The 13836-nt window shown below is 67.3% G+C and carries 15 protein-coding genes and 1 pseudogene; 5 read left to right on the plus strand and 11 right to left on the minus strand.

Going from position 1 to position 13836, the window contains the following annotated elements; translation table 11 throughout:
• The first annotated feature begins 4 nt into the window (after nt 1-4).
• The 3 genes from N5095_RS19310 (at nt 5) to N5095_RS19320 (ending at nt 2983) form a co-directional block, all read left to right on the plus strand.
• Nucleotides 5-2032 (plus strand): helicase HerA domain-containing protein, encoded by a 2028-nt coding sequence (locus N5095_RS19310; protein WP_267624809.1) that lies wholly within the window; start codon nt 5-7, stop codon nt 2030-2032.
• 176 nt (nt 2033-2208) lie between these two features.
• Complete coding sequence (locus tag N5095_RS19315) at nt 2209-2391, plus strand: hypothetical protein (protein WP_267624810.1); 183 nt, start codon at nt 2209-2211, stop codon at nt 2389-2391.
• Nucleotides 2392-2545: 154 nt separating this feature from the next.
• A complete protein-coding gene (locus tag N5095_RS19320) occupies nt 2546-2983 on the plus strand; it encodes a CBS domain-containing protein (protein WP_267624811.1) in 438 nt (145 codons plus the stop codon).
• A 130-nt stretch (nt 2984-3113) separates the two neighbouring features.
• On the opposite strand, the gene tpiA is transcribed toward N5095_RS19320, so the two are convergent.
• The 9 genes and pseudogenes from tpiA to hisC all read right to left on the minus strand — a co-directional run bounded on the left by tpiA (nt 3114) and on the right by hisC (nt 10842).
• Nucleotides 3114-3758, minus strand: a complete 645-nt coding sequence (tpiA, locus tag N5095_RS19325) for a triose-phosphate isomerase (protein WP_267624812.1) — start codon at nt 3756-3758, stop codon at nt 3114-3116.
• A gap of 84 nt (nt 3759-3842) precedes the next feature.
• Nucleotides 3843-4964, minus strand: a complete 1122-nt coding sequence (locus tag N5095_RS19330) for a carbon-nitrogen hydrolase family protein (protein WP_267624813.1) — start codon at nt 4962-4964, stop codon at nt 3843-3845.
• A gap of 269 nt (nt 4965-5233) precedes the next feature.
• The gene (locus N5095_RS19335) at nt 5234-5671 is read right to left on the minus strand and encodes a hypothetical protein (RefSeq protein ID WP_267624814.1); all 438 of its coding nucleotides are present in this window, start codon (nt 5669-5671) and stop codon (nt 5234-5236) included.
• Nucleotides 5672-5842: 171 nt separating this feature from the next.
• Entirely contained in the window at nt 5843-6748 is a 906-nt protein-coding gene (locus N5095_RS19340; RefSeq protein ID WP_267624815.1) for a winged helix-turn-helix transcriptional regulator, read from the minus strand.
• A 389-nt stretch (nt 6749-7137) separates the two neighbouring features.
• Nucleotides 7138-7665 (minus strand): multiprotein bridging factor aMBF1, encoded by a 528-nt coding sequence (locus tag N5095_RS19345; protein WP_267624816.1) that lies wholly within the window; start codon nt 7663-7665, stop codon nt 7138-7140.
• A gap of 195 nt (nt 7666-7860) precedes the next feature.
• On the minus strand, nt 7861-8376 hold the full coding sequence (locus tag N5095_RS19350) for a pyridoxamine 5'-phosphate oxidase family protein (protein WP_267624817.1): 516 nt from the start codon (nt 8374-8376) through the stop codon (nt 7861-7863).
• Between the two features lie 65 nt (nt 8377-8441).
• Nucleotides 8442-9068 (minus strand): CDP-alcohol phosphatidyltransferase family protein, encoded by a 627-nt coding sequence (locus tag N5095_RS19355; RefSeq protein ID WP_267624818.1) that lies wholly within the window; start codon nt 9066-9068, stop codon nt 8442-8444.
• 110 nt (nt 9069-9178) lie between these two features.
• Nucleotides 9179-9712, minus strand: a pseudogene (locus N5095_RS19360) (adenylate kinase family protein); the annotation flags it as partial.
• The gene (hisC, locus tag N5095_RS19365; RefSeq protein WP_267624819.1) at nt 9709-10842 is read right to left on the minus strand and encodes a histidinol-phosphate transaminase; all 1134 of its coding nucleotides are present in this window, start codon (nt 10840-10842) and stop codon (nt 9709-9711) included. The gene hisC and the pseudogene N5095_RS19360, both read right to left, overlap by 4 nt.
• A gap of 202 nt (nt 10843-11044) precedes the next feature.
• Between hisC and N5095_RS19370 the strand changes: the two genes are divergently transcribed.
• Nucleotides 11045-11830: a hypothetical protein gene (locus N5095_RS19370; RefSeq protein WP_267624820.1), complete on the plus strand. Its 786-nt coding sequence runs from the start codon at nt 11045-11047 to the stop codon at nt 11828-11830.
• Nucleotides 11831-12220: 390 nt separating this feature from the next.
• Here N5095_RS19370 and N5095_RS19375 read toward each other — a convergent pair whose 3' ends face one another.
• Together N5095_RS19375 and N5095_RS19380 are read right to left on the minus strand one after the other, a co-directional pair.
• Nucleotides 12221-12679, minus strand: coding sequence for a DUF7992 family protein (locus tag N5095_RS19375; RefSeq protein WP_267624821.1), 459 nt, complete (start codon nt 12677-12679; stop codon nt 12221-12223).
• Between the two features lie 49 nt (nt 12680-12728).
• Nucleotides 12729-13241 carry an acyl-CoA thioesterase gene (locus N5095_RS19380; protein WP_267624822.1) on the minus strand — a complete coding sequence of 171 codons (513 nt, stop codon included), beginning with the start codon at nt 13239-13241 and terminating at the stop codon, nt 12729-12731.
• Nucleotides 13242-13396: 155 nt separating this feature from the next.
• On the opposite strand from N5095_RS19380, the gene N5095_RS19385 reads away from it, so the two are divergent.
• Nucleotides 13397-13810 carry a hypothetical protein gene (locus N5095_RS19385; protein ID WP_267624823.1) on the plus strand — a complete coding sequence of 138 codons (414 nt, stop codon included), beginning with the start codon at nt 13397-13399 and terminating at the stop codon, nt 13808-13810.
• Nucleotides 13811-13836: the final 26 nt, after the last annotated feature.

Below are 13836 nucleotides of genomic sequence, written 5' to 3' on the forward strand. Positions count from 1 at the left end.
CCGAATGAGCGACGAGGAAACCATCACCGTCGCGGAGATAAGCGACGGGCCGGGCGGGGGGACCGGGACTCCGGGTGCGTCGGTCGACCTGCCGGTCGTCGAGATTCTGACGGGCCGCGGGTTCATCACCGGAAAGTCGGGGTCGGGGAAGTCGAACACGGCGAGCGTCGTCATCGAGAACCTGCTCTCGAACAACTTCCCCGTGCTCATCGTCGACACCGACGGCGAGTACTACGGGTTGAAGGAGGCCTTCGAGATTCTCCACGTCGGCGCCGACGAGGAGTGTGACATCCAAGTCAGCCCGGAACACTCCGAGAAGATAGCCAGCCTCGCGCTCGAACAGAACGTCCCCATCATCCTCGACGTCTCCGGCTACCTCGACGAGTCCGACGCCGAGGAGATGCTGCTCCAGACCGCCCGGAGCCTCTTCGCCAAGGAGAAGAAGCTGAAGAAGCCCTTCCTCATGCTCGTCGAGGAGTGCCACGAGTACATCCCGGAGAAGGGCGGGATGGGCGAGGCCGGCAAGATGCTCATCAAAATCGGCAAGCGTGGCCGGAAACACGGCCTCGGAATCGTCGGCATCAGCCAGCGTCCCGCCGACGTAAAGAAGGACTACATCACGCAGTGTGACTGGCTCTGTTGGCACCGACTCACCTGGAACAACGACACGAAGGTCGTCGGCAGGATTCTGGGAAAGGAGTACGCCGACGCCATCGAAGACATGGACAACGGGGAGTCCTTTCTCATCACGGACTGGTCCGAATCCATCCGTCGGGTGCAGTTCCACCGCAAGGAAACGTTCGACGCCGGCGCGACGCCCGGCCTCGACGACTTCGAGCGCCCCGAACTGAAGTCGGTCTCCGGCGACCTCGTCGACGAACTCTCGGACATCAGCGACGAGAAGGCCCGCCGGGAGTCCGAACTCGCCGACCTCCGCCAGGAACTGGACAGGAAACGCGCGAAGATCGACCAGTTAGAGCGCGAATTGGAGGACGCGAAGGACCTCAAGCGGATGGCCGACAAGTTCTCACAGGCGTTGCTCGGCCGGGCCGAGGCCCCGTACCGACAGGAGTCGCGGTCGGCCCAGAGCGACCAGCGCGAACTGCGCGAGTACGAGCGCGAAGAGGCTGGCGAGCGCGAGCGCACCGACGCGACCGACGACGCGCTCGAACACGCCTCCGGCGCGATGGAGGGCGGCTCTCCGGGCCACTCCGATGGTGATTCCGACGACGGCAGAGCGGGCGACGCCGACGCACAGGTGTCCCGACCGTTCGCCCCCCAGTACAACGCGAACTGGGAAGGGGAAGCGCGAGGACCGACGGGGAACACGGACGGGACGGACTCGGCGTGGACCGACGACGACTGGGTCGATGCCGACGTCGTCGAGAACGAGAGCGAAAATGGGGGCCAGAGTGACGACGCCACCGAGGGCAGTGTCGGCGGCGACCGAGGTGACGGCTGGTTCGCCGAGGGGGCGCGAACCCGCGACGAGGGTTCCACGGACGAGGGTGGTGCCGAGGCCGGCACGGACGTCGGGAGCGCCGACGCGTTCGACCCGGAGGATGCGCTGGACTTCGCGGCCGAGCACGTCGAACTCGGGACCCGAGAGGCCATCGTGGAGAAGCTGTCCGGGCGGGTCGAGTCCCTCCCGGCGATGTCGAAGCGGATGCTCGGACACTACCGCGAGGTCGGCGTCGCCGAACCGGTCGACGCTCACATCGCCGCAGGCGGCGACAGCGACCGCACGCTCGTCTACAGCCGCAACCGGCCTCTCCGGCGCGCCGGGTTCGTCCGCCACGCCGGCCGTGGCCAGTACACGTACGTCCTGCCGGAGCTCATCCGCGAGGCCTACGCCGACCGCCTCGACGACGAGGAGCTCGCCGAGATGACCGCGGCGGTCGAGGCGGCCTTCCTCGACGACACGGCGGATGTCGACGGACCGGGGGAGACCGAGGGTGAGGGGGCCGACGTCGAAGGAGAGACCGTCGCCGAAAGAGCCTCCGGAGACGCCGCGAACGGCCCGACGCTGTGAGGAACACGCTGCCGCCAGCCGACGACAGTTCCGACAGTTCCGGTTCGACGACCGACGGGAGGTCGTCTCGGACCGACGAGGGAGCGAGTGCGGGACCGTCGGAAGACGACGGCAGATGGCGTCTCGCTCCCCACGCCCGAATCATCGTCTACGAGGCCGAAGACGGTGGCGAGCTGTTGACGATTTACGACTGTGCGGCCGCCCAGAAGCCGCCGTCGGCGCAGATTCGGGGGAACCTGGTCCGCGTCAGCGCCCGCCACGAGTCCACCCGGACTCCGACCGGCTACCTCGTCGACCTCCGCGAGCCCGCCCTGCTCGTCAGACAGGACCCCGACCACTGGCGGGTCGACCCGGCGTAGTTCCCCTATCGGGACAGCCACCGGCCCGGTCGTCACGTCGGACGTCCCCCGATTCCGGACAGTTCGGCCGGCTGTGGGTGTGATATATTTTCACACGGCACCTTCCCTACGATGCGCCCGACACGCGGGCTCCGCGCGGTGCGCAGGAGGTACCATGCCTCTCAAGGACATCATCAGGACACGCGACGAGTTGGTGACGGCGACAGAAGACGAGAGCTGCGAGACGCTGGCGAAGCGGATGCACGACAAGAAGGTCGGGTCCGTCGTCGTCGAGCGAGACGACAGACCGGTAGGAATCGTCACGGACCGCGACCTCTGCATCCACTGTGTCGCGGAGGGGAAGGACGCGAAGAACACGCCGGCGAAGGACGTAATGAACTCGAAGGTCCACACCGTCGAGGGTGACACGGGCGTCTACGAAGCCTGCAAGGCGATGCGGGAACACAGCGTCCGTCGGCTCCCGGTCACCGAGAACGGGAGGTTGGCGGGCATCGTCACCGTCGACGACATGCTCGTGCTCCTCGAAGACGAGATGCACGACCTCAGCGACGTCGTCCGGGCGGAGTCGCCGCCGTACGAGAAGCCGGCCTGAGCCGACGACTCGACCCCGGTTCGGCCGAGCAGACCCCGGTCTGTTCGGCCGCACCGGCGGGTCGAACCGAGACGAACGAGGCGAACCGAGTCGAGTGGACTCCTTCTCTCCGTTTTTGTGCCGGGGCCAGCTACAGCGGACTTACGAGGTCTTCGAGCACCGCCCGCGGGTCGTCGGCCTTCGCGACGCCCGAGGCGAGCAGGACCCCCTCCGCACCGAGGTCGCCCGCGGCGTCCACGTCCTCGCCCGTCGAGACGCCGGCGCCGCAGTACACCGCGACGGCGTCGTCGACGGCGTTCGCCGCGGCGACGGCGTCCTCGACGATGTCCGGGTCCGCGGAGGCGACCGACACGTCGCCGCCGATGAGCTCCGGAGGCTCGACCGCCACCGCGTCGGGGCCGAGGGCGGCGACGGCGCCGACCTGGTCGGGGTTGTTCGCACAGACGCAGGTCTCGAGGCCGGCGCGCTCGGCGGCGTCCATCGCCGCGTCGATGTCGGCGAGTTTGAGGCGCTTCTCCGAGTGGTTGATTAGCGTCCCGCTCGCCCCCGCGTCGGCGACGGCCTCGGCGAGCGTGCTCCCGGTGTGGCTCCCGTGCTCGACCGCGGAGACGTGCTGTGCCCACGTCTCGACGCCCGTGTCTGCGACGGCCGGGAGGTGAGCCGCCTGCGGTGCGACCCCGATGCGCGCGCCGGACTCCTCTGCCACGTCGCGGGCGGCAGTGGCGATTTCGACCGGGTCGACGTCGTACGCCTTCAGGTTGACGAGGACGAACATACCTGGAGGGTTCGTCGCAGGGCGCAAAAGGGTTCGTGGTTCGGCGAAATTCGGCGTCGTTCGACGAGGGTCCCTGCCTCGCACTCAGCGACGCTCGACCGCCTCGGCGACCGCCTCCACCGCGTCGATGGAGAGTTCGTGGTCGGCGGCGATGCGCTCGGCCTCGGCGGGGGAGAGCCTCGGCCGGTCTCCCTGCCTCCCGGCCCGACGACCCGTCCCGTTCCCGTGCTCGTGGCGGTGGACCGGCTCCAGCGTCTCGTCGCTCACTTCGAGGTTCACCGCGTCCCAGCGGGTGTAGTGGCCCATCGCGTCGAAGTACGCCTTCGTCGCGCGACGCTCGTCGCGGTCGAACTCGGCCGTCAGGAGGCCCTCCTCACCGACGAGCGGACCGGCCTTCACGACGCCGGCGGGGTTGACGAGCATGCTCCCGCCGGCGGCGACGTTGAAGCCGAGTTCGTCCTCGGTGAACCCCTCCGGGGCGCCCTCGCTCATGTAGGCCGAACAGGAGAGCACGAACGACTGCGTCTCGAAGGCGTACTCCCGGACCGCGGGGTAGATGTCGCAGGTGTCGCGGGCCGCGCCGTCCTCGGCGCGGGATTTGTCGCCGGGGTGGCCGTTCTGCGTCCAGAAGCCGGGCCAGACGGCCGTGTGAATCTCCTCGCCCATCGCACACAGCGCCGCCTTCGACAGCGTCATGTGGTTCTCGTAGCAGACGAGGCCCCCCAAGCGGCCGAGGTCGGTGTCGTGGACCTGCAGACTCGACGGGTCGCCGCGGCCCCAGATGGCCCGCTCCTCGTGGGTGGGCATGAGTTTGCGGTGGACCCGGACGAGTTCTCCCGACCGGTCGAAGAAGAACATGGAGTTGTACAGCGTCTCGCTCCCCGTCCGGTCGCTTCGCTCGTTCGTCCCGAGCACGAGGTGGAGGTCCGCGTCGTCGACGGCGTCGCCGATGACTTCGACCGCCTCGTCGTCGACGGCGAGACTGTTCCGGTTCAACTCGACGACGAGGTCGGTCCACCGCGGGATGGAGACGCTCCCGCGCCAGTAGGGGTAGCCCGGGAAGAACGTCTCCGGGAAGGCGAGCAGGTCGACGTCCTCCCGACCGGCCTCCTCGATGTACGAACAGGTCAGGTCGAGCGTCGCCGCCTTGTCGTGGTAGACGGGTTCGACCTGTGCCGCGCCGAGCGTGAACGACTCTCGTGGCATGTGGTGTCGACTGGCGTGGAGTCGTGAAGGTCCCTCCGGTCGCGGCGAGCGGGGCGGTGGAGTCGGCGCGTCAAAAGGACGGAGAAAGGAGACAGCGAAGGGTGTGACACCGGGAGCGAGCGTCAGGTGGGGACGGAGAGCGCAAGAGAGAGTGAGAGCGCCCGGAGAGAGGAGAGGCTGCCCAGAACGGGGACACGCAGGGGAGTGGGGTGCCGAGAGAGACGGTGAGCGGGGCGGAGTCGGATGGAGGGTTTCCGCGGACTGCAGCGTCAGACCGTCTCGTTCGACTCGGTGTCGTTGCCGGCCATCTCGTCGTCGGCTGTGGCATTGCCCTCGGTGCCGTTCTCGGCGGTTCCGTTTTCGGCAGTCCCGTTTCCGGATTCGGTGCCGGTCGTCTCCTCACCGGTTTCGTTGCCGACGGACCCGTTCCCCGTCTCGTCTTCGGTGGTCTCGTTGTCGCCGACTTCACCCTCGGTGGTTTCGTTGCCGCCGAGTTCGCCTTCGGTGGTCTCCTCACCGCCGACTTCACCTTCGGTCGTCTCCTCGCCACCGGCCGGGTTCTCCTCGCCAGAGGCGTTGCCCGTCTCGTTGCCGCCGCCGGTACTGCCGCCACAGCCGGCGAGGCCGGCCATCGTCGCGACGCCAGCGGCGCCGACTGCCTTCAGCATCGTGCGACGTGAGCGCGTCGAAGAGTTTTCGTCTGTCATCTGGGGTTCACGGGCCGTCTGGCCCGGTCGGAGGGAGACGCGGGACCGAAAAGAGCGTTCTAACCGAAGCGTCGAAACCCACGGTTGGCTCACCGGTGAGACGCCTCGTATCGGAAGAAGACGGGGAGAATACGGGAGTGCTACCGGGTCGGTCAGGTTCGACCCAGCGGGTCAGTCGTCCGCGTGGGCGCCGACGGCGGGACCACCCTCCAGCGTGGGGCGCTCGGCGAGCGCCGCGTCGACCTCGGGGGTGACGCGGGTGAGCACCGCACCGCCGTCACGCTCCCGCTCGACTAGTCCCGCCTCGTCGAGTCGGGAGAGGTGGTGCGAGACCGTACTCGGCGCGCGGTCCAACGCCTCGGCGAGCGCGGAGACGCTCACCGGGCCACGGCGAGCGACTGCGAACAGCACCCCGGCCGCGGCCTCGTCGGCCAGTGCGGCGGTCAGTTCGGGCATCTCGTCGTCCGCCGGGAAGTAGCGGAGTTTCCCGCGAATCTTCTCGCCGAACACCAGGCCCTCGGCCTCGAGGACGCGGGTGTGGTACCGCGCGGTCGAGCGCGACACGTCCGCCCGTTTCGCGACTTCGCTCACGGCGATACCGGGCGCGTCGCCGACGACTTCGAACACCGCGGCGCGGTGGTCGTTCTCCAGCGGGTCGGAGTCGTCGTACCGGCTGTAGCCGCCGACCAGCAGCGGCACCGAGGGGAGCCCCTCCGCACCGCCCGACCGTGCGAGGTCGAGGGCGTGTTCGCCGCGCTCGCGGAGGTCGTCGAACGCGAGTTCGCCCAGCGCGTCGATGCCGGCCCCGTCGACGTGTGCCGTCCCCGCGCTCCCGTGGAGCAGCGCGTCGGTGAACGGAGCGTCCGCGAGCGAGGTGCTCGCCGAGACGCTCTCACCCGCCACCGCACTCACACCTCCACTAGCCGACGCATCGACGAGGTGTGCGCCGGCAGCCTGACCCGCGAGAACCGGGTCGTGTTCGGGCGCACCCGTGTCGGCGGCCATCGCCGCGGCCGGTGCGACGCCGGCGACGACGAGCAGGAGGGCGACCAGCGCGACGAACGGAACGTCACGCATGGCGGGCACCGGCCGCCGTGCGGTCGGATATCGCCACGTTCGAGGTCCGCGTCTGGGGTGGCATTGCCCGGCGTTGGCTATCGACGCTTATAGCCCTCTCGGCCGGCGTGATGGGAGAGTAACAGGAATGCGGGGGGAATAGCCGTTCGTGAGCCATCCCCAGTTGCTGGGACCACTGATGACACTGGGGCGGCGGTAGGGTAGTGTTGTAGCAGTGCTGTAGATGGAACAGTCAACCGCGAGCGAGGGCCTCGTTCGCGGGCTTCGCCCGCTCACATCGAGGCGGCTTCGCCGCCTCGCACTGCCCGAGCGAGCGGCCCTTTTTGGTCGAGCTTTTTGGGCCGAGCGGTGGCCGCGAAGCGGCCACCCGAGGCGTAAAACGGTCGGTGCTAGTCCTTCCGCTTCACCACGTCGCCGAGGGTCGTCGTCGTCGACGAACCGCTCGACCACTCGGTGTCGTCGTCGCTGTCGCCCTCGGTGAGGGAGATACCGAGCTTCCGTTCGAGTTTCTTCTGGACGGCGTCGCTCGGGAGCATGTCGCCGCGCTCCAGTTTGCGGATGAGGCTCGCCTTCTCGTTGAGTTCGCCCGCGAGGTCCTCCTGGCTCAGACCCTTGTTCTCGCGGGCCTGCCGGATACGCTGGTCGTAGTCGGTGGCGACCTCCTCCATGTCGTCGAACATGTCGCGACGGCGGCGCGTGGAGCCGCCGGAGCTCGAACTGGACGAGGACGAAGAACTCGACGAGGAAGACGACGAAGACGACGAGGTGGAGTACTTCGTCGACGTGCTGGACGTCGACTCCGTGCGCACCTCGGTGCCGAAGCCCTTGCAGTTCTCGCAGAGTTCGAGCTCGGCGCCCTCGACTTTCGTGGTGGTGAGTGACCCCTTCTCGGCGCCACACATCTCACACTGGGGCATACCCTCCGGTAACGGTCCTCGGGGTATAAAATACACGACGTGTGTGGTCGGTGCGGGCAGGCGAACCCCTCGGTCCTACGGTTGGCAGGTCGGCGAGACGGCCGGCGATGGACCCCCGGCCGTCGTGGCGCTCAGTCATCCACACCCCCGCGTCAGCGCGTCGCGGACCGATGAAACGGTCCGCTCGCGTTGCGCTCAGTCGTCTTCGAACCGCCACCGCGTCGCGTCCGTCGGGTAGTCCGACCACGCGAGCACCGTCTCCGGACGAATCGCGAAGACGGGCGTCCCGTGTTCGATGCCGTACTTCTCCGCGTAGGCGGCGTCGATTGAAACCAGTCGCTCCGCGTCGGCGATTTCGGGAGTCAACTTCTCCGCGAGGCCCTCGACGATGACCACGTCCTCGCCGCTCTCACAGTGGACCGCGAGCCGGGGGTCGGCATCGACGTTCCGCACCCATCGCGTGCGCTCGCCGCCGCCACAGTGGAACGTTCCGTCGACGACGACCCCCCAGACGGGCCGGGTGTGTGGACGGCTGTCCGGCCCGGTCGTCGCGACCCAGAACGTCCGGTCCTCGCGCAGTCGGGCGAGGACGTGGGACCACGGGAGGAGCCCCTCCTCGTCTTCCGGGATGCCGTACTCCGACTGGGTGGTCGGACGGTCGCGGTGTGCGTTCGGCGGTGTCGACGGGTCGTTGGGGTCGTCCCCGGTCATCGCCGAAGGGGAGGCGACGCGACGTGAAAAGCAGGCGGGTCCGCTCGACTTTCGACTCGCCCGACTCAGCGAAGGTCCGACCACGCGCCCCAGAAGCGCTGGAGCGCCGTGATGTGGCCGACGACGGCGAAGAGGACGAGCAGGAGCCCGACGATGCCCAGATTCAGGGGCCCGACCGAGATGAACGGGCTGGGGACGACGGCGGCGGCGACACCCGCGATACCGATGAGCGCGAGGCGGTCGGCGCGGCCGAGGAGGCCGCCGTACTGGCGACCGAGGCCGACGGCCTGAATCTGCGTGCCGAGATAGGAGGTCATCAGGACGCCCGTGACGGCCGCGAGACCGAGCACGAGGCCTCCGTTCTCCGAAATCCCGAGTGCGAGGCCGACGATGACGGCGATGTCGGCGTAGCGGTCGAGCACGTGGTCGAGCAGGTCGCCGCCGTCGCTGGCGACGTTCTGGCGTCGGGCGAGCGCCCCGTCGAGGAGGTCGAGCCAGCCGTTCAGGAAGACGAACAGCGCGCCGAGCGCGTAGTAAAGGGGGTCGGCGATGGCGAACGCGACCCCGGCGGCGACCGCGAAGCCGAAGGCGATGACGCTCACGCCGTCGGGCGTCAGCCCGACGCTGTCGGCGGCGCCGACGAACGGGTCGAGCAGGCGGTCCGCGAGGGGTCGGAACTGGTCGAGCGTCATCGGTCGGGGTCCGTGGCCTCCGTCCGGTCGGTCTCGTCCGGCCGGCCGTCGTCCGCCGTCGATTCCGTGGCGCCATGGTCGTCGGCTTGTGCTCCGAACCCGGGCTCGCCGAGGTAGTCCACGAAGTCCACCGTGCCGGCGCTCGGCTCGCGCTCGCCACGAATCACGGCCTCGATTGCGGCGGCGACGGTCTCGGGCGATTCGCCGGTCGTGTCGATTTCGTACACCTTCTCGGCGCCGTGGCGCTCGAAGGCTTCGGAGAGAATCACGTCGAGCGCCTCGCTCTCTGCGTTCTCGCGGGCTTTGGCCGTCGAGTCGCCCCGGCCGACCAGCCGGTCTTCGAGCTTTCCGGGCGCACAGCGGAGGACGACGACCCGGTCGGCGTCCAACCGGTGGGCGAGGTGGGATTCGACCACCACGACCTCCTCGGCACCGGCCTCGGGGTGCCACGCGATGTCCTCCTGTTCGCCGATCCACTCGACGACGGCGTCGAGGTCGGCGACGAGGGAGCCGCGCTGCTCGTCGCGCTCGGTCCAGAGGTCGTGGTCGTCGATGATGTCGTTGAGGTGGACCACCTTGGCGTCGAGCAGGTCCGTCGCCGTCGTCTTCCCCGTCCCCGGGGTGCCGGTGACGACGACCCTCACGGCTGGGCCTCCAGCTCCCGGAGCACCGCGTTGAGCGTCTCGACGGCCGCTCTCGTCTGCGCCTCGGTGCCACAGGAGATGCGGACGCAGGTCGGCAGGCCGAACGAGGAGCAGTCGCGGACGATGACGCCCTCGCGCTGGCTGGCGTCGGCGACGGCCGCCGCCGCGCGAGACTCCGTCTCGCTGCCCTTCGAGCCACGCTCGAAGACATCCCCTACCTCGGCAAGCACGAAGTTCCCCCCGCTCTCCCACGTCGGGGCGTCGAGTTCGTCGTACATGTGCTCGCGCGCCCAGCGGGCGGTCTCGACCGTCGTCTCGACGTGCTCGTCGTCGTCGAGCGCGGCGAGGGCGGCTCGACAGGCGACTTCCGAGGCCGCGAACGGTGTGTTCACTCTGGCGTAAGCATCTGCCCACGCCTCGGGGACGACCGCGTAGCCGATACGGAGGCCAGCGAGTCCGTACGCCTTTGAGAACGTCCGCGTCACGGCGACGTTGTCGGAGTCGTCGAGCAGCGTGACGGCCGAGGGTTCCTCGGTGAACTCGCCGTAGGCCTCGTCGACGACGACGAGCGTGTGGTCGTCGACGCCGTTTGCGAGCGCCTCGATTTCGGGGAGCGGGCAGACCGACCCCGTGGGGTTGTGGGGCGTCGTCACGTAGACGATTCGCTCCCCCTCGTAGTGGTCGAGGATACCCTCGGCGGTTTGGGCGAAGTCGTCCTCGGCGGCGAGGGGGTACTCCGCGACCTCCCCGTGGTGGTAGCGCGCGCTCATCCCGTAGTAGGCGAAGCCGGGCGTCGGGACGAGTACCTCGTCGTCGGGGTCGAGCATCGCCCGCGAGAGGTAGTCGAGCGCGCCGTCGGCCCCGGGGCTGACCCACACCTGTTCGGACGCGACGTTCCACTTCTCGGCCAGCGCGTCGGTGAGGTCGGTGTGGGAGGCCTTCGGATAGACGCCGACGTTCGCGGCGGTGTCGCGGATAGCCTCGACGGCCGCCGGGCTCGGCCCGAACGGGTTCTCGTTCGAGGAGAGTTTCACGAGCTCCTCGGGGGCCATCCCGAGTTCGCGGGCGACCTCCTCTGTGCCGCGGCCGGGCACGTACGGGGCGTTCGCGGAGAGGTCCCGTGGTTGCATTTCTTGTCTATTCGTGTGGGCGGGCGGTTCTTAAGGGTGCTCACACGGGATTCGTGAGTGGACGGTGAAGCCGGCGGGAATCGAGCGAGTTTTTTGAGGTGACATACAGTGACTCGGCTCCAAGAGGTAGAGCGTGTGTCTACGACAATTGGTATCGGCAATTTTATAGTCACTTGTCTTATCAGTAAGAGAACTGGACTGAATGACATCAAGCAAGCCGAGGATGTCGTGGAGACAATGGTCGTGTATTATCTACCTCTTGTTGACTCCTTTGCTCACTATCTACGTCTTTCTGCACCTAATCCCGAACAATTGGATTCTCGGTATAGTTACTGATCTGATAGCTATCAATTTCCATATAAAAGCTCTGATTGCTATTATTGAACCTTATCACAAGAAGGAGAGCGATACGTTTCGACAGCCATCAGAGAAGCAGAAAAAGAGGCTTGACCAACTCCGGGAGGTCGCTAACATCAGGGTGAGCGACGTATGGGTATCTAACCAACTGAAGAGATATATGCCTGTGATATTCTTAGGCGGATTCCGATTCAATCGACATCTGATTGCCGACAAGACGTTTTTCTCCCAACATTCTGAGAAGGAACAAGAGGCTATTATGATTTTTGAAGCATACCTTGCGAAGAGATACTATCACGTGCTGACGATGGTAACAGTCACTCTACCACTTCTACTCTACTTTTTTATAATCGCACAAGTAGAACGGCTCCTGATTCCTCAACTTGGGCAGTGGCCGTTTATACTCGGCGCCGTGCTCTCGATTATTCTGTATTCGCTAACTCTCCGACAGTTTGTGTATCGTGGGCTTCGATTGGCCATTGACCATACCGACGCAGAGACTGTGAAAAATGTGGTCGAAAAGGCGGTTGAGAACGAGGGTAAGAACAGAAAGGGTGTAGATGTTAACGCGGCGGATATACTCATCTATCCAACGCCCGCTCAGCGGCTTCGGTATATCCGGGAACAGTAGTGGTCGCTCACGAACTACTCCTGTCGTGAGTCCTGCAAGCGCGGCAGCTCTCTGGAAGCTGAGTCAGTTGGCGACGAGTTGAAACTAAGTCGGAGAAACAGCGCTCCCGAAAGCCCCTGGGCGCTCGACGAAGGAAGGCGACTGGCCCTTTTCGAAACCCCATCCACTGTACAGCCTCACGCCTCCCCACCCCCCGAGCGGTCGGCACAGGGCCGACCGCGGTCCGCCGGAGGATTCGCTTCGTCGCCGGCGGCACAGCCGCCGGCTTCCAGCAGAAGCTTCGGTCCTGCGCGACAGCGAGTCGTCCGAGTCGAGCGCGCGAGGGCTTCTCTGGGGCGCTCCGTCGCAACCGTCGGCCGAACTGGAGTGCCGGCGGAAGTCGTCGGCGCGCTACCCGAAATCGGGCAAGTCGTCCGGCGCCTCGTACTCGGCCTCCCAGTCGATGTACTCCTCCTTCAGCACGTCACACACCACCTGCCCGAGTTCGGTCAGCCCGGCGTTGATAGAGGACACCTGCCCCCAACTCGTCAGCTCCGGATGCAGCTTTCGCTCCTTCCAGTCCTCCGGCAGGCCGGGCGCGTGGTACCCCACGCGGTCGGCGAAGTCGTCCCAGAAGAAGTCGAAGCGCTCCAGCAGGTCCAAATCGAGCACGATGTCCCACTGCTCCTCGGTCACCGACGTGTCCGTGGCCCACTGCTCGAAGGACTCGGCCCACGCGCCCTCACGCAGGAACGCACCGAGTTCCTCCCGGCGGTAGTTCGCGTCGCCGACGACTTCGGCGTCCTCGTACTCGTTGGGGTCCACGGATGCGAGTTCCGGCGGCGGCGGGGTCTCGACGTCGAGGCTCATATCGGGGGATGGGTCGCCCGGCGGGAAAAATCCGCGCTCCGTCGGTGAACTACTCCCCGTCCATCCGCCGGTACACCGCCTCCATCTGTTCGTGGCGGCCGTCGACGGCCTCCTGCCGGAGCGCCTCCTCCTCGGGTGTCGGACACTCAAGTTCGGGGACGGGCGTCGGCGTCCCGTCCTCGTCCAGCGCGACGAAGGTGAAGTAGGAGGTCGTGGTCCGGCGTTCCTCGTCGGTCTTCGGGTTCTCGGCTCTGACGTCGACCTTCACGTCGATGCTCGTCCGGCCGACGTTGAACACGTACGCTTCGACGACCGCGACCTCGCCGAGGTCGATGGGGGCGATGAAGTCGACGTGGTCCATCGACGCCGTCACGCACTGGCGGTTCGAGAAGCGCATCCCGGCGATGGCGCCGCAGATGTCCATCCAGTGGAGGACGGCACCCCCGAGCGCCCGCCCGAGGTTGTTCGTGTCGTTCGGCAGGAGCAGTTCGGTCATCTCGGTGTGGGACTCGGCGAGGGTGGCGGTTCCGGGCCGCTCGAAGTTCGACGGGTCGTCGCTCATAGAGCCGGGTTCGTCCAGCCGGGCCATGAATGCGGGTGATTCGCCGGCGGGAGTGGCGTCACCGGCGACGACGGAGCGGCCGACAGTGGCATCGGGACGGGCGGGTGCGCCGGAAACGAGGCGTTTTAATCCACAGGGCCACGAGAGAGGGTCACATGAAACGGTACGCCGGATTCCTTCTCGGGGTACTCGGGATGGCCGTCACCGCGGGCGTCGCCGCGCCGAACGTCGTCGCCGGCGGGTCGGTGTCACACGGCGTTGCGAGCGGGTTCCTGCTCTCCGCGTCGGCCGCGTTCGTCGGCGCCGCCGCCCGCCCGAAGCTGGTTCCGAACGGGCTCTCGAGCGTCATCCGACTGTCTCTCCCCCTCGCGCTCGCCCTCGTGCTCGTCTGTGCCGCGGTGGGAGCCTCGCTCGCCGTACCGCTGGGACTCACCGTGGCCCTCGCCTGCGGCCTCCTACTGCTCAGGGGCGTGCGCGCGCTCCGTCGTCTGGACGTCCGCCGGAAGCGAACGCCGGAGCACGAGGTGCTGTCCCGCGAGGAGTTCACGCGGGCGGGGTTCGACGACTGACGGTCGGCGCCCGCCGGACGCTCGGG

The sequence above is a fragment of the Halobium salinum genome (genome assembly GCF_026586625.1).
In the GTDB taxonomy this organism is placed as follows: Archaea; Halobacteriota; Halobacteria; order Halobacteriales; family Haloferacaceae; genus Halobium; species Halobium salinum.